This window comes from Rhizobium sp. AN73, from assembly GCF_030757975.1.
GTDB classification, from domain to species: Bacteria; Pseudomonadota; Alphaproteobacteria; order Rhizobiales; family Rhizobiaceae; genus Agrobacterium; species Agrobacterium arsenijevicii.
This window is the reverse complement of sequence record NZ_JARWME010000001.1, coordinates 1,902,623-1,924,072: the sequence shown is the minus strand read 5'-3', so window position 1 is coordinate 1,924,072 and position 21,450 is coordinate 1,902,623. Positions and strand designations below refer to the sequence as shown.

20 protein-coding genes and 1 pseudogene are annotated in these 21,450 nt (G+C 59.0%); 6 read left to right on the top strand and 15 right to left on the bottom strand.

The genetic code is table 11. From position 1 onward, the window contains the following. Positions 1-136 precede the first annotated feature (136 nt). The 4 genes from ugpB to RBH10_RS08565 all read left to right on the top strand — a co-directional run bounded on the left by ugpB (position 137) and on the right by RBH10_RS08565 (position 4,319). Positions 137-1,450 carry a sn-glycerol-3-phosphate ABC transporter substrate-binding protein UgpB gene (gene ugpB, locus RBH10_RS08580; protein ID WP_281037839.1) on the top strand — a complete coding sequence of 438 codons (1,314 nt, stop codon included), beginning with the start codon at positions 137-139 and terminating at the stop codon, positions 1,448-1,450. A gap of 68 nt (positions 1,451-1,518) precedes the next feature. Further along, a complete protein-coding gene (ugpA, locus tag RBH10_RS08575) occupies positions 1,519-2,400 on the top strand; it encodes a sn-glycerol-3-phosphate ABC transporter permease UgpA (protein WP_281037419.1) in 882 nt (293 codons plus the stop codon). A 9-nt stretch (positions 2,401-2,409) separates the two neighbouring features. Then, positions 2,410-3,258, top strand: a complete 849-nt coding sequence (gene ugpE, locus RBH10_RS08570) for a sn-glycerol-3-phosphate ABC transporter permease UgpE (RefSeq protein ID WP_045024783.1) — start codon at positions 2,410-2,412, stop codon at positions 3,256-3,258. Beyond that, positions 3,258-4,319 carry a sn-glycerol-3-phosphate import ATP-binding protein UgpC gene (locus tag RBH10_RS08565; RefSeq protein WP_281037420.1) on the top strand — a complete coding sequence of 354 codons (1,062 nt, stop codon included), beginning with the start codon at positions 3,258-3,260 and terminating at the stop codon, positions 4,317-4,319. Before ugpE ends, RBH10_RS08565 begins: the two co-directional genes overlap by 1 nt. Positions 4,320-4,367: 48 nt before the next feature. Here RBH10_RS08565 and RBH10_RS08560 read toward each other — a convergent pair whose 3' ends face one another. From RBH10_RS08560 to odc2, 7 genes are all read right to left on the bottom strand, one after another. Beyond that, on the bottom strand, positions 4,368-4,811 hold the full coding sequence (locus tag RBH10_RS08560; RefSeq protein WP_281037421.1) for a glyoxalase superfamily protein: 444 nt from the start codon (positions 4,809-4,811) through the stop codon (positions 4,368-4,370). A 210-nt stretch (positions 4,812-5,021) separates the two neighbouring features. Then, the gene (locus RBH10_RS08555; RefSeq protein ID WP_281037422.1) at positions 5,022-5,708 is read right to left on the bottom strand and encodes an OmpW family protein; all 687 of its coding nucleotides are present in this window, start codon (positions 5,706-5,708) and stop codon (positions 5,022-5,024) included. 294 nt (positions 5,709-6,002) lie between these two features. Beyond that, positions 6,003-7,298 carry an MFS transporter gene (locus tag RBH10_RS08550; RefSeq protein ID WP_045020598.1) on the bottom strand — a complete coding sequence of 432 codons (1,296 nt, stop codon included), beginning with the start codon at positions 7,296-7,298 and terminating at the stop codon, positions 6,003-6,005. 70 nt (positions 7,299-7,368) lie between these two features. Next, positions 7,369-7,770: a MarR family winged helix-turn-helix transcriptional regulator gene (locus RBH10_RS08545; RefSeq protein ID WP_281037423.1), complete on the bottom strand. Its 402-nt coding sequence runs from the start codon at positions 7,768-7,770 to the stop codon at positions 7,369-7,371. 133 nt (positions 7,771-7,903) lie between these two features. Further along, the gene (locus RBH10_RS08540) at positions 7,904-8,122 is read right to left on the bottom strand and encodes a DUF6500 family protein (RefSeq protein WP_281037424.1); all 219 of its coding nucleotides are present in this window, start codon (positions 8,120-8,122) and stop codon (positions 7,904-7,906) included. 317 nt (positions 8,123-8,439) lie between these two features. Then, the gene (locus RBH10_RS08535) at positions 8,440-9,009 is read right to left on the bottom strand and encodes a GNAT family N-acetyltransferase (protein WP_045020604.1); all 570 of its coding nucleotides are present in this window, start codon (positions 9,007-9,009) and stop codon (positions 8,440-8,442) included. 194 nt (positions 9,010-9,203) lie between these two features. Further along, positions 9,204-10,337: an ornithine/lysine decarboxylase gene (gene odc2 / locus RBH10_RS08530; RefSeq protein WP_281037425.1), complete on the bottom strand. Its 1,134-nt coding sequence runs from the start codon at positions 10,335-10,337 to the stop codon at positions 9,204-9,206. Between the two features lie 537 nt (positions 10,338-10,874). On the opposite strand from odc2, the pseudogene RBH10_RS08525 reads away from it, so the two are divergent. Next, a pseudogene (locus RBH10_RS08525) lies at positions 10,875-11,769 on the top strand (LysR family transcriptional regulator). A 78-nt stretch (positions 11,770-11,847) separates the two neighbouring features. Here the strand turns inward: RBH10_RS08525 and RBH10_RS08520 are convergent. From RBH10_RS08520 to RBH10_RS08500, 5 genes are all read right to left on the bottom strand, one after another. Next, complete coding sequence (locus RBH10_RS08520; RefSeq protein ID WP_281037426.1) at positions 11,848-12,801, bottom strand: substrate-binding domain-containing protein; 954 nt, start codon at positions 12,799-12,801, stop codon at positions 11,848-11,850. Between the two features lie 88 nt (positions 12,802-12,889). Continuing rightward, entirely contained in the window at positions 12,890-13,891 is a 1,002-nt protein-coding gene (locus RBH10_RS08515) for an ABC transporter permease (protein WP_281037427.1), read from the bottom strand. Between the two features lie 52 nt (positions 13,892-13,943). Then, complete coding sequence (locus tag RBH10_RS08510; RefSeq protein ID WP_281037428.1) at positions 13,944-15,467, bottom strand: sugar ABC transporter ATP-binding protein; 1,524 nt, start codon at positions 15,465-15,467, stop codon at positions 13,944-13,946. Positions 15,468-15,778: 311 nt separating this feature from the next. Further along, the gene (locus RBH10_RS08505; protein ID WP_306180517.1) at positions 15,779-16,510 is read right to left on the bottom strand and encodes a type I glyceraldehyde-3-phosphate dehydrogenase; all 732 of its coding nucleotides are present in this window, start codon (positions 16,508-16,510) and stop codon (positions 15,779-15,781) included. After that, on the bottom strand, positions 16,404-16,787 hold the full coding sequence (locus tag RBH10_RS08500) for a glyceraldehyde 3-phosphate dehydrogenase NAD-binding domain-containing protein (RefSeq protein ID WP_306180516.1): 384 nt from the start codon (positions 16,785-16,787) through the stop codon (positions 16,404-16,406). Before RBH10_RS08500 ends, RBH10_RS08505 begins: the two co-directional genes overlap by 107 nt. Before the next feature lie 196 nt (positions 16,788-16,983). On the opposite strand from RBH10_RS08500, the gene RBH10_RS08495 reads away from it, so the two are divergent. Beyond that, positions 16,984-17,613 carry a TetR/AcrR family transcriptional regulator gene (locus RBH10_RS08495; protein ID WP_306180515.1) on the top strand — a complete coding sequence of 210 codons (630 nt, stop codon included), beginning with the start codon at positions 16,984-16,986 and terminating at the stop codon, positions 17,611-17,613. A gap of 18 nt (positions 17,614-17,631) precedes the next feature. On the opposite strand, the gene RBH10_RS08490 is transcribed toward RBH10_RS08495, so the two are convergent. From RBH10_RS08490 to RBH10_RS08480, 3 genes are all read right to left on the bottom strand, one after another. After that, positions 17,632-19,137: a sensor domain-containing diguanylate cyclase gene (locus tag RBH10_RS08490; RefSeq protein ID WP_281037431.1), complete on the bottom strand. Its 1,506-nt coding sequence runs from the start codon at positions 19,135-19,137 to the stop codon at positions 17,632-17,634. 168 nt (positions 19,138-19,305) lie between these two features. Next, complete coding sequence (locus tag RBH10_RS08485) at positions 19,306-20,130, bottom strand: bifunctional allantoicase/(S)-ureidoglycine aminohydrolase (protein WP_281037432.1); 825 nt, start codon at positions 20,128-20,130, stop codon at positions 19,306-19,308. Positions 20,131-20,271: 141 nt separating this feature from the next. Next, positions 20,272-21,318, bottom strand: a complete 1,047-nt coding sequence (locus RBH10_RS08480) for a class I SAM-dependent methyltransferase (protein WP_281037433.1) — start codon at positions 21,316-21,318, stop codon at positions 20,272-20,274. Positions 21,319-21,450 lie beyond the last annotated feature (132 nt).

Sequence of the window (21,450 nt, the reverse complement as noted above, 5' to 3'; positions counted from 1 at the left end):
CCACGTTCTCTTGCATTTTCATTAGAGTTCGCTTTTAATCGGATCGCTAATACAGAAAAGGTCGCCTGCAGCCGGATCGAGGAGGATAAGGCTGCAATAAGGGCATGTATCTTTTACTGTTTTTGAAACGGGAGGAATCACCTTGAAAAAACTCAGCTACCGCCTCGCTGCGGCATCCGCGCTTTCGTTTTTTGTCACATCGAATGCATTCGCTGCGACGGAGATACAGTGGTGGCACGCCATGACCGGCGCCAATAACGAGGTCGTTGATGCGCTTGCGAAAGAGTTCAACGAAAGCCAGCAAAATTACAAGATCATGCCCGTCTTCAAGGGCACCTATCCGGAAACCCTGAATGCCGGCATTGCAGCCTTCCGCGCCAAGCAGCCGCCGGCAATCATTCAGGTCTTCGACGCCGGTTCGGGCGTGATGATGGGGGCTGCCGGCGCCATCAAGCCGGTGGCGGAAGTGCTGAAGGAAGGTGGCTACACCTTCAACAAGGATGAATATCTGGCTGGCATCGTGGCCTATTATTCGAAGCCCGACGGCACCATGCTGTCCTTCCCCTATAACTCATCCTCGCCGATCCTCTATTACAACAAGGATGTCTTCCAGAAGGCCGGCCTCGATGCCGCCAACCCGCCGAAGACATGGCCGGAAGTTTTCGAAGCCGCCAAGAAGATCAAGACCAGCGGTGCGGCCCAATGCGGTTTCACCTCCACATGGCTCACCTGGATCCAGACCGAAAACTTCGCCGCCTGGAACAACGTCTCCTACGGCAGCAATGAAAACGGGCTTGGTGGTACCGATGTGAAGCTTGCCGTCAACGCGCCGCTGTTTGTCGAGCACTTCCAGGCGATTGCCGATCTTGCGAAAGATGGTGTCTTCCGTTACGGCGGCCGCACTTCGGAAGCCAAGCAGCTGTTCATGTCCGGCGAATGCGGCATCCTGACCGAGTCCTCCGGCGGCCTTGGCGACATCGTCAAGACCGGCATGAATTACGGCATTGGCCAGCTTCCCTATTATGAGGGCCACGGGCCGCAGAACACCATTCCCGGCGGCGCCAGCCTCTGGGTCTTCGGTGGCAGGAGCGATGCCGAGTATAAGGGCGTGGCCGAATTCTTCCATTTCCTCTCGCAGACCAAGATCCAGGCACGCCTGCATCAGGTCTCCGGCTATATGCCGGTGACGATCGCGGCCTATGAGGAAACCAAGAAATCCGGCTTCTACGACAAGAACCCCGCCCGCGAGACGCCGCTGCTGCAGATGATGGGCAAGCCGCCGACGGAAAACTCCAAGGGCGTGCGCCTCGTGAACCTGCCGCAGGTGCGCGACATCATGAACGAGGAGTACGAGGCGATGCTCGCCGGCAAGCAGGACGCAAAAACAGCGCTCGACAAGATTGTCACGCGCGGTGACGCGGCCATCAAGCAGGCCACGACCGGCAATTAAACGATCCCTGCCCCCGCCCGCATCCTTATCCGGTGCGGGCGGCGTTTCCATTTTATCAGGAGATCGCCGTGCAAAGCGTCGTATTCCCCAACAAGATCCTGCCCTATCTGCTGGTCGCGCCGCAGATCATCCTGACAGTGATCTTTTTCTTCTGGCCCGCAAGTCAGGCGCTCTACCAGTCGACCATGCGCGAGGACGCCTTCGGGCTGAACAGCAATTTCGTCGGGCTGGCCAATTTTTCAGCCGTGCTTTCGGATGAAAGCTATCTGAACTCGCTGCACGTCACCGTCATCTTCAGCATCCTGACTGCGCTCGTCTCGATGGGGCTGGCGCTGCTTCTGGCGACGGCGGCGGACCGCGTGGTGCGTGGCAAGGGCTTTTACCGCACCATGATGATCATGCCCTATGCGGTTGCACCCGCCGTGGCCGGCATGTTGTGGCTGTTCATGTTCAACCCGGCCATGGGAACCTTCTCCTATATCCTGCGCCGCAACGGCATCATGTGGGACCCGCTGCTCAACGGCAATCAGGCCATGCTGCTCGTCGTCGCAGCCGCCGCATGGAAGCAGATCAGCTACAATTTCCTGTTTTTTGTCGCGGGCTTGCAGGCAATCCCTAAATCATTGCTGGAAGCGGCTTCCATTGACGGTGCGCGCGGTGCGCGGCGCTTCTGGACCATCGTTTTCCCGCTGCTTGCGCCGACAACCTTCTTCCTGCTGGTCGTCAACACCGTCTACGCCTTCTTCGATACGTTCGGCATCATCCATGCCGTAACCGGCGGCGGCCCCGCCAAGGCGACGGAAACGCTGGTCTACAAGGTCTATAATGATGGCTTCGTGAACCTCAATCTCGGCTCTTCCGCCGCGCAATCCGTCATCCTGATGGTGATCGTCATCGCGCTGACCGCCTTCCAGTTCCGCTTCGTCGAGAAGCGCGTGCATTACGGCTGAGGATCTCCCATGATTGAAAATCGCCCCATTGCGCGCGTGATCGCCCATCTGATGCTGGTTCTCGGCATCATTATCGTCGCCTTCCCGATCTATTACACCTTCGTCGCGTCATCCATGACGTCGACGGATATCATCCGCCCGCCGATGTCGCTGCTGCCCGGCGATCATCTCACCGAAAACTACACCGAGGCCATGGTCGGCGGCGTCGAAAGGGTGGTCGGTGTCAGCCTGGAACGGCTGCTGTTCAACAGCTTCGTCGTGGCGCTCGCCATTGCCATCGGCAAGATCGTCATCTCGTTCCTGTCGGCCTTCGCGATTGTGTTTTTCCGCTTTCCCTTCCGCATGGGCTTTTTCTGGATGATCTTCATCACGCTCATGCTGCCGGTGGAGGTGCGCATTCTGCCCACCTACAAGGTCATCGTCGATTTAGGCTTGATCGATACCTATGCGGGACTGACACTGCCGCTGATGGCGTCTGCGACAGCGACATTCCTGTTCCGGCAGTTCTTCCTCACCATTCCCGGTGAGATGGTTGAGGCGGCACGTATCGACAATGCCGGCCCGTTCCGCTTCATGCGCGATATCCTGCTGCCACTGTCGAAAACCAATATCGCCGCTCTTTTCGTGATCCTGTTCATCTACGGCTGGACCCAATATCTCTGGCCGCTGCTCGTTACCAACGACGCCAAGATGAACACGATCATCATCGGCCTCAAGCGCATGGTAGATTTCACCGATGCTTCGACGCCCTGGAATTATGTGATGGTGACGGCGATCCTCGCCATCATCCCCCCGATTATCGTTGTGGTGCTGATGCAGCGCTGGTTCGTCAAAGGTTTGGTGGAGACCGAGAAGTAATGGCAAAAATTGCGCTGAAAGACGTCCGCAAAGTTTACGGCGGCAATGTCGACGCCATCAAGGGCGTATCGATGGAGATCGCCGACGGCGAGATGATCGTGCTGGTCGGCCCCTCCGGCTGCGGAAAATCCACGCTTCTACGCATGATCGCCGGACTGGAAAGCATATCGGGCGGTCAGATCGTCATCGGCGACCGCGTCGTCAACGATCTGGAACCGTCTGACCGTGACATCGCCATGGTGTTCCAGAACTACGCGCTTTATCCGCACATGACGGTGCGCCAGAACCTTGCCTATGGCCTGAAGAACCGCAACACGCCGAAGGATGAGATCGACCGGCGTATCACCGAGGCCGCCAAGGCGTTGGAAATCGAACAATATCTGGAGCGCAGGCCGCGCCAGCTTTCCGGCGGCCAGCGCCAGCGCGTCGCCATGGGCCGCGCCATCGTGCGCAAGCCCGCAGCGTTTCTGTTCGATGAGCCGCTCTCCAACCTTGATGCCAAGCTGCGCGTGCAGATGCGTGTCGAAATCCGCCGTCTGCAACGCTCGCTCGCCACGACAAGCGTGTATGTGACCCACGACCAGATGGAGGCCATGACGCTGGCCGACCGGCTGGTGGTGCTGAATGCAGGCCGCATCGAACAGATGGGCACACCGATCGAGCTTTATGAAAAACCGGCCACCACCTTCGTTGCCACCTTCATCGGCTCGCCATCCATGAACCTGCTGACCTATGGTGCGGCATCGGCCAACGGTTCATCCGGCTGGTCGGTGAGTGGAACCGGCGCACTGCCGCAAAACGTCGCTACGCTCGGCATCCGCCCGGAAGACATCACGCTGGCGGAGGCAGAGCCCGCCGACGCTGCCTTCACCGGCACAGTGCAGGTGGACGCCGTGGAACTGGTGGGCGCGGAAAGCTACGTACACGGCTCCTTCGCCGACAGCACCACCATCGTCTTCCGAGTTCCCGGCCGTTCGCAGCTTCGCATTGGCGAGATGCTGAAGATTGCCGCACAGGCGAAGGATTTCCACCTGTTCGATGCGGCAGGGAAACGGATCTAAGGCCTTACGACCGACAAGGAGACACCCGCCTCGCGGCGGGTGCTCGGGCTACCACACCAGTTCCACCTGCGGCAGGCCGTTGGAGGTTTTTTCCACCGTGCGTCCTGATGTGTCGATGTTGCAGTGGATACGCTGCCGGAAAGCGGAGAAGCTTTCGAAGGTCACAACATCCACCGGATCGTCGAGATGCAGGGTGAGCCGGTAGCGTTCAGGATCGCCGCCGAGTGCCTGCACACCCAGCACGGAAGCGACGAAGGGCTGGCCGAGATAAAGACCTTCTACCCGTGAACCCAGAAGATAGGGATTGAAGACGGGGCGGTTTCCAGCCGCGGCGTGCAGAGTATTCCAGTCGCGGAAGCCATATTGCGCAGCAATGAGTTCCAGCGCCTTTGAATGGGTGATTGCCTGCCCCTCTCCTTCAAGGGCGGCGCGCAGCCGTTTTGCCTGTTCTTTTAGTCCCTCAAGCGCGGGAAGTGGTTTGGACGCGTTCATAACGGTTCTCCAACATGCGCATGCCGAATTTTCCGAAGGGGGTCCGCGTTGCCATCGACGACATGCTAAACATGGGGATGACCGTTATTCAGGAAAGAGCTTCACCAGGGGCGTAAACGCCTGCGGACGGCCGGGGCTCTTTCGCCCGTGGCCGTCCGTATAACTTAGAAAGCACCGCCAGTCAAAGGCGATGCTGCGCCGACAGGAGCGTCAGAAACGATAGGTGATACCGGCACCGATCAGCCAGGGATCGAGCTTCGCCTTGCCGCTGATCGGCGTGCCGCCCAGTTCGGCGGTCCAGTCTGTCTTCAGGAAAATCTTCTTCACGTCAAAGTTCACGCCCCAATGCTCGTCCAGCATATAGTCGAAACCCACCTGCACGGCCGCGCCGAACTTGTTCTTGACGTCCAGATTGCTGAAACCCGGCTTTTCGGACTGGTTATAGAACATCGAATAGTTCACACCCGCGCCGATATAGGGCTTGAAGGCGCCGAAATCGGTGAAGTGATATTGCAGGGTCAGTGTCGGCGGCAACAGCCATGTCTTGCCCACCGGCGTGCCGGCCAGCACACCCTCGCCGTTGATCTTGGCATAAGTCGTGCCGAGAATGAGTTCTGCGGCGATATTCGGGGTGAAGAAATAGCTGATGTCGAGTTCGGGGATCACGGTATCCGAATAGGACAGGCCGGCACCCGGCACGCCATCGACGCTGCCGCTATCATTGGTGATGACACCGAGACCACGCACGCGCAGCATCCACGGGCTTGCCGCCGCAATCGCCTCTTCGGCAGTGGGCGCCGGTGCTGCCGGGGCCAGGTCGGCCGCCATGGCATTGGTCGACATCAGCATTGCCGCAATACCGGCAAGCAAGGCGGTTTTTTTGTTTCTCTTGGTCATTCCATCTCTCCTTTAGCGCACCGCACCGGACAAGCCCCGGCTGATGATCGCAGTCCCCGCGGATCCCCGCTTGCCGCGATCGCTGCGGCCATTATGGCCAAGCGAAAGGAGGGCCGATTGAGATGGATCAAACCGAAGCGCCCATGATGGGCCAAGGCGACCGACCGGCCGGAATTGTGACAATTGCGCAACAAGCTGCGATGACAGCTGTCAATAAAACGGCTCGTGCCCGTCCACCGGAAAGCGCAAAGGAGGCCTCTCTTCGCAGGCCTCCTCCACTACATCATTACGCTATCACGCCGCCTGCGGCGCAAGAGTCGCCGAGCCCGGCTTCCTGAGAAGCAGCACCGAGACGGCTGCGATCATGCACATCACGCCGGCAATCTGGAGTGCGGGCATATAGGTGTCGAAGTCGCTCTTGAAGAAACCGGCACCGAAGGCGGCGGTGGCGGCTCCCAGCTGATGGCCTGCAAACACCCAGCCGAACACGAGGCCAGCCTTTTCACGGCCGAAACTTTCAGCGGCAAGCTTCACCGTTGGCGGCACGGTCGCGACCCAGTCCAGCCCGTAAAACACGGCGAAGACCGAAAGCTCCACGAAGCTGAAGCCCGAAAGCGAGAGATAGATCAAAGACAGTCCACGCAGGCCATAAAACCAGAAGAGCAGGAAGCGGTTGTCGAAACGGTCGGAAAGCCAGCCGGCGAAAATGGTGCCGAAGAAATCGAAAATGCCGATTACCGCCAGCGTGCCCGCTGCCGTGACCGCCGCCATGCCGAAATCACCACAGATCGAAATCCAGTGTGTCTGGATAAGGCCGTTGGTCGAAAGCCCGCAGACGAAGAAGGTGCCGAAAAGCACCCAGAATACCGGGTTGCCGGACACGCTCTTCAGCGTCAAAATCGGCGATACCAGCGTTGCGAGAAACTTATGGTCCTGCTTCGGCGGTTTTACCACCACCGTCTCGCCATAGGCGGGCAGGCCGACATCGGCGGGATGGTCACGCATCAAGAGCAACACGAGAATCATGGCGATAGCAATCACCGCAACGGATAGCGTCAGCGCAGTCCGCCAGCCATAAGCTTCCGTCAGTGCCGCAAGCAGAGGCAGAAAAACCAGCTGTCCGGTGGCATTGCTGGCCGTCATCAGGCCGATCACCAGTCCCCGGCGCTTCGAAAACCAGCGCGACGCCACCGTCGCACCCAGCACCAAGGCCGTCATGCCGGTGCCGACACCGATTACCACACCCCAAAGCAACAACAGCTGCCACACCTGCGTCATGAAGAACGAGGCAACGATGCCGCTCATGATGAGGGCAAGTGCGGCAGACACCACCTGGCGGATGCCGAAATGATTCATGAAGGCAGCGGCGAATGGCCCAAGCAGGCCGAAAAGTACCAACCTGACCGCCATGGCCGAGGAAATATCGGCGATATCCCAGCCGAATTCCTGGTGTAGCGGCTGGATCATGACCCCCGCCGATCCCATCGCGCCGGCGGTGGCCAGCATGGTCAGAAAGGTGGTTGCGGCAACAAGCCAGCCATAATGTATGTTTTTGCCGGCCATCCAGCTGGCAAGGCGTGTGGAGAGCATGTTCAAAATCCCTTTTCGAAAGCCGATGGCCGGTATTTTACGGGCATATACCCACTTCTCTTCCAAAAAATTACAGGGCTGCGAGCAGTTCCTGCAATTGTGCGGTCTTTTCCGGCCCGAGCCGGGCCTCTATCTCATCCTGCACGGCGTCCCAGAGCGGTGCGCCTGTTTTCAGGATCTCCTGCCCCTCTTCCGTTACGGTCAGCATAGCCTCCCGCTGGTCCTCACCGTGGCCGATCACCACCAGCCCCATGCGCACCAGCACCCTGGCATTACGGCCAACGGTGGAGCGATCCAGTTCCACACGCGCAGCCAGATCGGTGAGCGATACCGGCGCCACGCTGTTGATGTTGCGCAACAGGCTGAACTGACCGATATTGACGCCAAGCGGCGCCAATGCCTCGTCATAATATGACGAGACCTTACGGGATGCTTTGCGCAACAGGATGCAGTGGCAGGTATTGTTCGGCATTTGTCTCGGGTATATACCCGTAAATTCTCGCGTGCAAGAGGCGTTCGGAAAATTGTCGTCAGGGAAAGGTCGCGCGCATTGCCCGAGACAGGCGCTTATCGCGGAAGGGTACGATCCCGAAAGCGATCGTCACCTACTGCCCGGATCTAATCATCTCACGAATTTTAGTCGCCTTCTCGAAATGATCGAGCGCATGGGTTTTGATCCACCACTCGGCGGCTTCCATCAGGAGGTCGGGGTCGTCGTTCCTGTTCGCAAAAAACGCATAAAATGACAGGCCAACGCCCTCACCCTTTTTTGCGATTTTGTCGTCGCAGACTGAAATGACTTTCGTCCTTAGGGTTGGTCTCATGGTCTGCCTTATACTTCGCAAGTCGCCTAGAATCGGCCTGCGCCCTTAGGGTCCAAGCACGACGATGGGATCGCTCACGGACCCGTTGGGCGGAAGCCAGATCGTTTGCATTGATGGCTGCATGCCACCGGTTGATGGCGTTTTCCATGATCTTGGTCATAAGCCAATATATAGGCGATTTGCATACATACAATCAGGAGATGCTATATCGCATCCGATCCCTCGGCTTTGCATAAAAGAAGATTTTGCGGCACTTAAATATCCGCGGCATCACCCCCGGCCGTTCAGCCGGGGCATGAGATCAACGGAAATTCGTCTCAGGCAAACAGCCTGCGGCCGCTTGCGACCAGCATGCCGGCAGCGCCTTCCAGCCAGCCGGCTTTCAGTTCCAGCGCCAGAAAACGGCTGCGCTCGAACGGGCCGGGCATGATCAGGTGCTGGGCCTTGTCGGCGAAAAAGCCGAAACGCTCGTAATAGGACGCGTCGCCGACCAGAAGAATGCCGCCGTGGCCGCGTTTGGTGGCTTCGGAGATCGCAGCGCGCATCAGCGCCGAGCCGATGCCCTTGCCCTCATGGGCAGCATCGACCGCAAGCGGGCCAAGCAGCAGCGCTTCGACAGCGCGACCTTCGCGCGAAATGCCGGCCTCGACATTCCACAGGCGTACCGTGCCGATGACATGGCCGTCCTCATCGCGGGCGACGAGCGCCAGGCCTTCGGCCGGAACGCGGCCGGCGCGCAGCTTTTCGGAAGACTTGCGGCGGCGGCCAGCGCCCATGGCGCGGTCGAGCAGGTTTTCACGGGCAACGACGTCGCCCGGATTTTCCTGATCGATATGAAATGTCTGCGGTGTGAAAAATGCACGTACCGAATTCAGAAGAGCGGCCATCTCTCGGCCCTCCGTCACACAACCGCCCACACGCGGCCCTTGATCAAAAAATGGTGGAGCCGTTCCGGCCCGCCGACACGCTTTCCTCGGCTGGAAGAGGAGCGGCAAGCAGGGGTTTGCGCAACAGCACAATCGGCAGAGCCGGAACGGAAGCTTGTTCGAGACGCCGCCCTGCTCAGCGGGCGGCGTTCGGATCAGATGACGTAGGCTTTCAGCGGCTCGAAACCGTTGAAGGCAACCGCCGAATAGGTCGTCGTATAGGCGCCTGCGCCTTCGATCAGAACCTCATCGCCGATGGTCAGAGAGACCGGCAGCGGGTACATGTTCTTTTCATACAGCACGTCGGCGCTGTCGCAGGTCGGACCGGCCAGAACGCAGGGCTCCATCTCGTCCTGATCGCGCTCAGTGCGGATCGGATAACGGATAGCCTCATCCATCGTCTCGGCGAGACCGCCGAACTTGCCGATGTCTAGGAACACCCAGCGGTGGTTGTCGTTGTCGGACTTGCGCGACACGAGAACAACTTCCGCCTTGATGACGCCAGCATTGCCCACCATGCCGCGGCCCGGCTCGATGATCGTCTTCGGGATCTGGTTGCCGAAGTGCTTGCGCAGCGCCGTGTCGATAGCATGGCCGTATTCTTCGGCAGCAGGAACGTCGCGCAGGTACTTGGTCGGGAAACCACCGCCCATGTTGACCATCTGCAGGTGGATGCCCTGCTTGGAGAGCGAAGCGAAAACACGCTTGGCATCGCCCAGCGCCGCATCCCATGCGTCGAGATTCATCATCTGCGAACCGACATGGAAGGAAACGCCGTAGGATTCGAGACCCAGCTGATGCGCATAGACCAGAACATCGACAGCCATCTGCGGCACGCAACCGAACTTGCGCGACAGCGGCCATTCGGCGCCTTCACCATCCGTCAGCACGCGGCAGAAGACGCGCGCGCCGGGAGCGGCACGGGCAACCTTCTCGACTTCCTCATGGCTGTCGACGGCGAAGAGATCGATACCGAGCGCGTAAGCGCGGGCGACATCGCGTTCCTTCTTGATGGTGTTGCCGAAGGAGATCCGGTCGGACGTTGCGCCCGCATCGAGCGCCATCTGGATTTCAGCCACGGAGGCGCAATCGAAGTTGGAGCCGAGCGAAGCAAGCAGCTTCAGGATTTCAGGGGCCGGGTTTGCCTTCACGGCATAATAGATCGCGCTGTTCGGCAGGGAATGCCGGAACGCGTTGAAATTGTCGCGCACGACGTCGAGATCAACCACAAGGCAAGGGCCTTCGGGACGTCGGGTTTTGATGAAGTCGAGAATGCGTGCAGTCGTCATCGATATATTCCCTATAAAACCGGCTCCGGAAAATCCGGAGGACAAAGGACGCTCGAGATATGCATACGAATCAGCCGGTGGAGGCGCAGAATCGATAGCATACGCTCAAGGCGTGAATGTGAACGATGCCCTGCCAGAGCATCATTCGGCTTTGTCTGCCATCGATTGGAGGGAATGACCCGACCGCACTTCAGGCAATGATGGTGTGCCTCTTCAGTACCCCGGCTGATGGAAAGCCGGCAGAGAACCAGAAAGGCCCGCACCGTCGTTGCTTCATATGTCCTCGCATTTCCCGGTTGGCCGGAATAGCGACTGGAGGGGTTAGTTCCAGGTACCTTACCGAACTCCTCACCACATCGAGGACTCGGCGGACACACATGGGCACGTGCGACTTTGGGCAGCACGGGAGATAAGAATATTCGCAGTCATAATCAAGAGGATTTTTTCACCAGATAGCGGATTTTTTCGGCAACCATTTTACGGGTTGAACAGTCACCCCTCAGCGTTCAATTATATGGAACGAACCGGAGGGACTTCATGGACACGCTCACCCGCATCCGCGCCTTTATCGATGTTGTCGAAGCGGAGGGTTTTTTCAGCCGCCGCCCGCAAGACCGGGCGTTCCAAAGCGCTTTTGTCCAAATATGTCCGGGAGCTGGAAGACGATCTCGGCGCGCTGCTTCTCAACCGCACCACCCGGCAATTTTCGCTGACGGAGGCCGGCCACACCTATTACCGCACCGCCTCCGACATCTTGAAGGAGATCGACAACCTCGCCGATCTGGTACGTGAGAAGAATGCCGATCTGAAAGGCAAACTCAGGATCTCGGTTCCGCGCACCTTCATCGATGCCGATGTCGGCCAGAGCCTCATCGATTTCGCCAAGGAAAATCCGGAACTGTCGCTGGAAATCGTCGCCGATGACCGATTCGTCGATCTGATCGAGGAAGGTTTCGACCTTGCGATCCGCATAACGCGGCTGGAAGATTCGGGTCTCATCGCCCGCAAGCTCTCCGATTTCCGGGTCTATGCGGTGGCAACGGCGGATTTTGTCGCCAGGCACGGTCCGCTCGATGGCCCGCAGGATTTTTCCCGCGTGCCCTTCATCATCGACACCAATACCCGCTTCCATAATACCGTGCGTTATCTCGAACCGGATGGCGGCTCGAACTCCGTTACCATCAGCGGGCCGATCGAGGTGAACAGCCCGCAGGCAACGCTGCGCGCCGCCCGCGCCGGGCTTGGCATCGCCATGGTGCCGGATTTCATCGCACGGCCCTATATCCAGTCCGGCGAACTGGTGACGCTGTTCGACGACTATATTTCCAAGGACCGGGGCATCTACGCGGTCTATCCGCACCGCCGTTACCTGCCCGCCAAGGTGCGCAGCTTCGTGGACTATCTCTCGGCGTGGTTTCGCAAAAGCGGTTGACGAACGGTCTTCATTCTTCACCTGCAAACAAAAAACGCCCGCCTTCCGGCGGGCGTTTCCCATTGGTCAAACGAATCCTCAGAACGGCGAATTCGGGAAGTAGAACTGCTTGGCATTGTCCTTGGTGATGAGCGTCGCGTCGAGAATATACTCGCCGGCAACCGGCACCTGATCATAGAAATGACCGGCCGTCAGCTGCATGGCGGTCGCCACCATCGCTGGCGGGTAGAGCACGTCGACCGGCACCAGCTTGTCGCCGTCCATGACCTTCTTGATCATGTCCTTGGAACCGGCGCCCGCAACAATATACTTGATATCGGTGCGTTTCGCCTGCTGGATAGCTTCCAGCACGCCGATCGCCATGTCGTCGTCCTGACACCAGACCACGTCGATCTTCTTGTATTTGGTCAGGTAGTCCTGCATCACGCGGAAGGCGTCGTCGCGGTTCCAGTTGCCGTACTGGCGGTCGAGAACCTTGACGCTGGAACCGGCAATACCCTTGTCGAAACCATCCTGGCGCTGCTGATCGATCGGGATCGGCAGGCCGCGAATGACCACCACTTCCGCGTCAGGCGTGGTTTTCTTGATGTATTCGCCCGCCACCTGTCCGAGTGCCGGATTGTTACCCGCAACATAGAGATCGCGGATCGAATTGTCGTTGACGCTCGGTGCGCGGTCGACAAGCGCGACAAAGGTGCCCTTGTCCTTGATTTCCTTGATGGCGTTGACGAGCGGATCGGGATCCGACGGCAGCACGACCAGTGCGTCCAGCCCCTGCACGGCAAGATCCTGAAGCGCGTTTGCCTGGTTGGCGGCATCCGGCGAGGTCTTGACGATGATGTTCAGGCCCGGATGCTCCTTCATCAGAAGCTTTGCCACCCGCTCGGCATGATAAACGACGCCCGCCGTCCAGCCATGGTCGGCCGCCGGAATGGACACGCCGATCGTTACCTTCTTGTCCTGCGCATGGGCAGAGCCCGCAAGGACGGCAGCCAGCGCGGCAAATGCCACGCCGATGAATTTTCTACGCATAGTCTCTTTCCTCCCAAGACCGGGGCGTTCCTCCTCTTAACAACCGCGCCTGCCCCACATAGCGCGGCCAAACTCCCCATCCTCCCGGCTACCTGCGGCTCAAAGAGCGCTGCACCAGCATGGCGATGATGATGATCGCGCCCTGAATGGCGCCGATCAGATATTCGCTGACGAAGTTCGACAGGATCATGATGTTGCCGACGATCTCCAGAATGAAGGCGCCGCAGATTGTGCCCCAGATGCGCCCGACGCCGCCCCGCAACGCCGTGCCGCCCACGACGACGGCGGTGATGGCCTGCAGCTCCCACAACATGCCTGTCGTGGCAGATGTGGAGGCAAGACGCGGCACATAAAGCAAGACGGCAACGGCGACGCAAAGTCCCTGAACCACATAGGCAATCGTGCGGACCCGGACGACCGAAATGCCGGAATAACGCGCCACATCCTCGCTGGAACCCACCGCCGTCAGATGCCTGCCGTAACGGGTACGATAGAGCACGAAAGCGGCAATGGCGGCGGTGACGAAGATGACGATGACCGGCACCGGCACGCCGAAGATGTTACCGAAATAGACCGGGCGATAAAGCGTCTGGATTTCCGGGTTGCGCAGCGTGATCGCGCCGCCCTGCGACAGCCAGGTGGTCAGCCCGCGATAAATGCCCATGGTGCCGAGCGTGGCGATGAAAGGTTCGATGCGGCCGATGGTGGTGATGAGGCCGTTTGCCAGCCCACAGGCCGCGCCGATGGCAATCGCCAGCGCCATGGCGGCGACCAGCATCAGCACCGGATGGGCAATGACGCCGCTGTTCATGAACAGGATCATCAGGCTGGCGACAAAAGCGACCATCGCGCCGACGGACAGATCAAGCCCGCCGGATGTGATGACATAGGTGGCGCCGAGCGCGATGATGGCGATGAACGCGCTACGGGTCACGACATTCAGAAGATTGTCGATGCCGATGAAATTCGGATTGGCGATGGTGCCGAGCACCAGCAGCAAAGCCAGCGCCACAAAGGGCGCGACGGCGCGCAGGTCCCAGTCTTTCGAGGTCTTCGGCGCTTTGCCGTTATCAAGTGCGGCCTCAGTCATATTTCCCCTCAGTTGTCTTTTCTTCAGGCCATTTCCGCCGGGACATCAGCCCTCAGGCAACTTCCTGCGTGTGAACGCCCGTCGCGAGCGCCACGATATCGTTTTCGGTCATGCGTTCGCCTGCCACCTCGCCGACAATCCTGCCGGAGCGCATCACGAGGACGCGGTCGCAAATGCCAATCAGTTCCGGCATCTCCGAGGAGACGACGATGATCGACCGCCCCTCATCCGCAAGCTTGGAGATAAAGCGGTAGATCTGTTCCTTGGTGCCGATATCGATGCCGCGCGTCGGCTCGTCGATGATGACGATGGACGGATCGAGCAGCATCATCTTGGCAAGCAGCAGCTTCTGCTGGTTGCCGCCGGAAAGCTGACCCGCGAGCAAGTCCTTGCTGCCGGTGCGGATATCGAAATCACGCACCGCATCGTCAAGCGCCTGCGCCTCCCGGCGGATATCGATCTGGAACAGCCGGCTGAATTTGTCGAGCGAAGCGAGTGTGAGATTGACCCGCAAATCCTTGGTCAGCAGCAATCCCTTGCCCTTGCGATCCTCGCTCAGATAAACGATGCCGGCCTTCAGGCTATCTTCCGCTTTCGCAAAATGTACCGGCCTGCCGAGATGGCGGATCGTGCCCCGCCCAGGACGCAGGCCAAGCACGCCCTCCATAAGCTCCGTTCTGCCCGCCCCGACCAGACCCGCAAAACCAAGGATTTCTCCCTTGCGCAGGCTGAAACCGGCATCCTGCGCATAACCGGGAACGGTGAAATGCTCCACCTGCAAGACAGGCTCGTGCTCACCACCGGCATTTCGGTCCGGATAGAGCTTTGCGACATCGCGCCCCACCATCAGCCGCGCCATATCGGCCGGCTCCAGCGCCGATGCCGGGTGCGAGGCGACCAGCCTGCCATCACGCAAAACCGTCACGCGGTCGGCGATCTCTTTCACCTCCGGCAGGCGGTGCGAAATATAAAGTACGGCCACGCCCTTTGCCCTGATGTCACGGATGACGTTCAGGAGTGCGTCGGTTTCGATGGGTGTGAGACTTGCAGTCGGTTCGTCGAAAATGACGACGCGATGCGGCACCAGCAGAACGCGGGCAATCTGCACCAGTTGCCGCTGAGCAATCGACAGGCTGCCGACGACGGCATCCGGATCGATCGTGCCGCCAAGCTCGGCGATCGCCTTGCGGGCGCCGGCACGCATGGCGCGGTCGTCCATCATCGGGCCTCTGCGCAATTCGCGACCCAGATAGATGTTCTGGGCCACCGTCAGATCAGGGGCCAGCAATATTTCCTGATGCACAAGAACGATGCCGCGATGTTCGGCATCCACCGGCCCGCTTAGCGCAACGGCCTCGCCGTCGATCCTGATTTCGCCGCCCGACGGCTTCTCATTGCCCGCAAGCAGCTTCATCAGCGTCGACTTGCCGGCACCATTCTCACCGATGATGGCGTGAACCTCGCCGGCGCGCACGGTAATCTCTATATCCTTCAGAACCTGTACGGGACCGAAAGACTTGGACAGGCCGACAGTCCGTATAAGGGCATGATCTGGAGATGAGTCAGCATAAGCCATTTGCCGTCACCGGTATCCGGCACGAACGAACGGCACTTGCGCCTCGATTTTACTTGAAATGACCATCTGCGAACCCCTCCCAAAGCTCTGGGAAGAAGCTAACGTCCGTTTTGAGGTACGTAAAGCAAATTTCGCTGGTCTTTTAGAATACACTCAAATTTGACCGGAGCGGCCACCCCGACAGGTGCAAAAATCCGGTCATTATGCCGGGGAGCGGTCGCCCGGAAACGGGGCGGCCGCGATTGATCGGCGAAACAGGTTGGCAGAGCGCACTCCCGGCGCGAAAGCAACCCGAGACGTACCCGTCCGGCCTAACCGGCGCGCATGATGTGCGCTGCCAGATCGAGGCAACGGCAGGCATAACCCCATTCGTTGTCATACCAGGCAACAAGTTTGGTCAAACCACCTTCGGTCTGCATGCCGGCGAGCGCATCGAAGATCGAGGAATGTGGATTGCCGCGCATGTCGGTCGAGACCACGGGCTCGTCGCAATAGGCCAGGATGCCTTTCATGCCGTTCGCAGCCTCGGCCCGGATCATCGCGCATATGTCCGTGTAGGACACGTTTTCCCTGAACCGGCAGGTGAGATCGATCATCGATACGTCCGACACCGGCACGCGCACCGCCAGACCGTTGATCCGGCCATTCAGCTCGGGCACCACCCTGCCGACCATGCGTGCAGCACCAGTTGTCGCCGGGATGATATTCTCGAGGATGCCACGCCCGAAACGCCAGTCCTTGCGCGCCACGCCATCAACCGTATTCTGGCTCGACGTTGTCGCGTGAACCGTCAACATCAGCGCCTCTTCCAGGCCGAATGCGTCGTTCAACGCCTTGGCGAGCGGCGCGACACAATTGGTGGTGCAGGAAGCGTTCGAGACAATGGTTTCGCCGGCATAGCCGCTCGCATTGACGCCCATCACGAAGACCGGGGTGTTATCCTCCGGCGGCGCCGAAAGCAGGACCTTGCCTGCCCCGGCAGCAAGATGTCCTTCCACCGCCTTCGCTGTCAGGAAAAAGCCGGTCGATTCTGATGACGACATCGACGCCCACCTCGCCCCAACCGATTGCGCCCGGCTCCCGCTCACTGAAGGCACGGAGCCTGTCGCCATCGATAACAAGCGCGCCGTCCGAGGTGGATATGCTGCCCTTGAAGCCGCCGTGAACACTGTCATACTTGAGGAGATAAGCGAGATGATCGATCGGCAGCAGATCGTTGATCGCCACGATCTCGATGTCGTCGCGCGCCATCGCGGCCCGCAGAACGGTCCGGCCAATACGGCCGAAGCCGTTAATGCCGATACGGATTTTGTCAGTCATCGGTTGCCCTTCGTGTCGAGACAAAGAAAAGGTGCGTGCTTTCGCACGCCTACGCGGCCCGGAGCGCTGCAGGTCGCAACGCATGCGTCTGCCTGCCACCCGCTGCTTCAAGAGGGATTGTTTTCCGCACTGCGTATTTTTATACTAGATCGCACAAAAATACGGCGCAACGAATTTATTGCGAAACGGTACAAAAATGACAGAAAAGTCTACCCGAGGGCGTCCCCGCCAATATGATGCCAGGGCTGCGCTTGATGCCGCACTCCTTGAGTTCCGGCGTCACGGCTACTCGGCCACATCGCTCGACCACCTGTCGGAGGCGACAAAAATGGCTCGACCGAGCCTTTATGCGGCCTTCGGCAACAAGCGCGCCATCTACTTGCGGGCGGTCGCACAACATATCGAGGACAGCGCGGAGCGCCGGAACCATGCGCTCTTTTCCGAACCATCGCTCGCCAAGGCGCTGAATGACTACTTCATGAGAATTATCGCCATCTATTCGGAAGGTGATGACTACCCGCTTGGCTGCCCGGTGCTCAGTGTCATTACCGGCGAGGCAACCGCCGATCCGGTGATGGGCGCCGAACTGTCTGCCGCTATCGGCCGCACCGATGCGCGGTTTCGTGCCCAGATCGTAGCGGCGCGCGACGATGCCCAGCTGCCGCCCGAAGTCGACATCGATGCCACCGCCGACATGCTGGCCGCCCTGCAGCACAGCCTCGCGCAACGCGCCCGTGCGGGCACCGCCCGGCCGGAACTGGAGCGCATTGCCCGCAATAGTATTGCGCTGATCCTCAAGGCCACGGGTGCCACCCAGACTTTATAGGCGTCGAGACGACTGCTATCAGAGAAGGCGTTTCAGGGATGTGGCTTCCGGCTGCGGGGAAGCCTTCGTTGTGTCGCTATTGTCGGCAGACCTGTTGCGCAGGGCGGCATAATAGGCGTTTTTATGCTCGTACATATGCATATCGGCGCGGCGCACCAGCGACTCCATCGTCTCGCCGGTCTCGCTGGTCGCCACACCGAGCGAAACGCTGAGCGGCGCGCTGGAGTAAAACTGGTTGTTGATCTTCAGCAGCTCATAAACGGTATCGACCATCGCGGCGGCGATCTGCTTGTCGGCGCCGGGTAAAAGGATCGCGAATTCGTCGCCGCCGATGCGCGCGGCGTGGTTCGGCGCGGTGACGACGCCGTTCAGGACCTCACCCAGACGCCGCAACAGCGCATCGCCGGCATCATGCCCGAGCTTGTCGTTGGCATCCTTCAGGCCATTGAGATCGATGACGATGGCCGAAACGGGCCGGACCGTGCTGCGCTCCAGTCTGTTCATCTCGTCCGAATAGAAGGCGCGATTGTGCAGCTTGGTCAGCACATCATGCTTGCCGAGATATTCGAGATAGGCTTCCGCCTTCTTGCGTGCCGTAATGTCCGTCAGCGCAACCTGCACCAGCGACCAGTCATGTTCATGGCCGGGAAAAACGGAGAAATGCAGCAATACATGCCGCTCCGACCCATCCAGCGCGTAGTTCACCACCTCGCGGTGGTGGTTGAGATTGCCGTTCCAAAGCTCCATCAGCTGTTCACGGAAGGGCTTTTCCATTTCGCCACGGAAAATATCGCCAAGCCGCTGCAACAGCACCTGCCGGTCCGGTGCGCAAAACAGGTCCAACGTCGCCCGGTTGACGTCGATCACACGGATTTCGCTCATGCATTGCCGCACGAATTCGGGATGCACATCCATGAACACCCGGAAATCGACGATGCCGCGTTCCCTGACCTCCTCAATCAATCGCCGAACCCGGCTGAAATCCTCCACCCACAGGGAAACCGGCGAATGTCTGAACATGCCTTCGGCATAACGGCGGTTGAAAAGTTCCTTGCGGCGGGCTTCCTCACGTTCCGTCACGTCTTCGGTCGTCAGCAACAACCGTCCAAGCGTCTGTTCGTGGCCGGGGATGACCGCGCCACGTAGCTGGATATCCAGCCGCTTTCCGCCGATCGAATAATTGACGGCATTGCTGGTGAATTCCGTCTTTCCAGCCCAAAGCTCGGAAAGCTCGTTCACATGGCTTTCGAGCATGTCGTCGCGAAAAATCCGGTGCAGATTGTCGACAAGATGCGCCTGATCGCGCGCCTCGAACAGCTCCAGCGTTTTGGCATTGACCTGAACTACGCGGATTTTCTGCGAACACGCAGCCACCCGCGACAAATCCTCCAGCAAAAATGCCCGGATATCCTCGACGCCCTGCGCCCGCCAGATATCGAACTGGCTTTTCACCTCGCTGAAATCCTCGATCCACATCGCCACCGGAGCGAGATTGAAGATATTGGTATCGATGGTTTCAATCATACGGGCAGTCTTCTTCAGGATGAATGCGGGCGGATGCCGAAATCGTGCGGCGCAGCGATTGCCGACCGCATATTGGGATTTATTAGGGATATTCGATTTAACGCAAGCATTTATCGCGCAAGCCATCGGTTTGCGCGATAAATCTCGGTTTCGCTAAGGTATCGCCCGTTACCAGAGCTTCACGTGGCGGTTCACATCCTTGTAGAGCAGGTAGCGGAACCGGCCCGGCCCACCCGCATAACAGGCCTGCGGGCAATAGGCACGCAGCCACATGAAGTCGCCCGCCTGCACTTCAACCCAATCCTCGTTCAGCCGATAGACCGCCTTGCCTTCCAGCACGTAGAGACCGTGTTCCATGACATGGGTTTCCATGAAGGGAATGGTCGCGCCCGGCTCCAGGCTGACGATGTTGAGATGCATGTCGTAGCGCACGTCTTCCGGGTCGATGAACCGGGTGGTCGCCCATTTGCCGTCCGTATCGGGCATAGCCGACAAAGCGTGCTCATCCTCATGCGTGAAGATCGCCGGCGGCGGCTCCAGCCCGTCCACCGCCTGAAACGCCTTACGGACCCAATGGAACTTGATTGCTGCCTTGCTCGAATTACGCAGCTGCCAGCGCGAGCCGGCGGGCAGGAAAGCGAAAGAGCCGGCGCGCAAAGCGTGCTGCGTGCCTTCGAACTCCACGGTCATTTCACCGTCGACGACAAAGATCGCCGCTTGCGCCCTTGCATCCGGCTCCGGCCGGTCGCTACCGCCGCCGGGCTGCACTTCAACGATATATTGCGCGAAAGTCTCGGAAAAACCCGTCATCGGCCGAGCGATGATCCATGCCCGTGTGCCGGTCCAGTGCGGAAGCACGCTCGTCACGATATCGGACATTACGGTTTTGGGGATGACCGCATAGGCAGTCTTGAACACAGCCTTGCTCGACAGCAGTTCCGTCTGACCCGGCAGACCGCCCATATCCGAATAATATTTCTTCATTTCAGCCATTCCATTCTGCAACGATTTCGCGCGAATTCTTAGGCTTGTGGCGGCGTTTAATCAAATAATTATTGGTGCAGATAGCACTTGCCGCCCGCATACCAAAGACGGGCGGCATATTTCGCACGGACAAGCGAAACGAAATCCGGATCAGGCCTTTTTACGCATCGTGGCGTAGACGATATTGTGGTTTTCGCCGAAGAACACTTCCGCCTCAATGCTTGCGGGATCGGCGCTGGCGTTGACGATCCGCCACATATCCGCCTTCGAGCGCAACAGCAGCGCCCAGTTCATAAAGGTTTCCATGTAACCATCGACCACGATGTCTTCGGAGAAGTTGGCGAAGAGGAACATCCCGCCGGGCTTCAGCATTTCCATGCAGCGTCGCGTGAGCTTGATCGCCACTTTGTCATTCAGATAATCGTAGAGACCGGCGGCATAAACCAGATCGAACGTGCCGAGTTCCTGCGAACGCAGGACGATATCGCGCACCGAACCATCAACCGCCTCAATGCAGCTGCCACTGAAATCGCGGGCGACGGAACCAACGCTTAGGGGATCCTGATCGAGCGCCACCCAGCGCCGGATCTTGCCCTCTTTCAACGCCACCGATGCATCCGCCTCGCGTAGATGTCCCGACGCGATGGTGAGGATTTCCGTTTCGTTTCCATGCCGGGCTGCGGCCTCGTCAACAAACCGCGTCAGCAAATCCCGCCGCTCGCGGACAGCGACCGAGGAGCTGGCATCCTTGGTATAATCATAAAGTGCCGTGCCAAGTGGCGTCGCGTTCTTCACCTTGTCGGCAACGCTGTCGTGACCGTAGATGAAGTCGAGAAGTTGGGCATCGCCCGAATAGCCCCGCGGCTTTTCGAACGACCAACGCGTGAATGGATCTTCCAGAAAATAGTCCGATACGGAGTGATTCTGCACCAGGAGGATCAGTTCAGCCCACACGCTGGAGTGGAGCTTTTCGCGCAGGCCATGCAGTGCGCCTGCCGTTCGATGTATTATCTCATGTGCTGAAACACCATTTTCGAACTGCTGCTGTGCCAATTCAAGAATGATCGCGATCTCTGCTTTCGCAACTGCGAAATGCTCATCGAACGTTTCCGTTTTCCGTGCAAAAACCTCTTTTGCGACAGTATCCGGGGTGATCAAACTTGCTCCGTCCAGATTTCTTTTCTTTACCTGCCTCACTTCAGCCTCCAGTATTAACACATTGTTAACTATACGTTTCTGGGAGACGGAAGGCCACTCGCTTTCGATTTTTGAGCGGTGTAGGGATACATTAGTTTATTAGCGTATTTTTTTGGTCACACTCGTGAACCG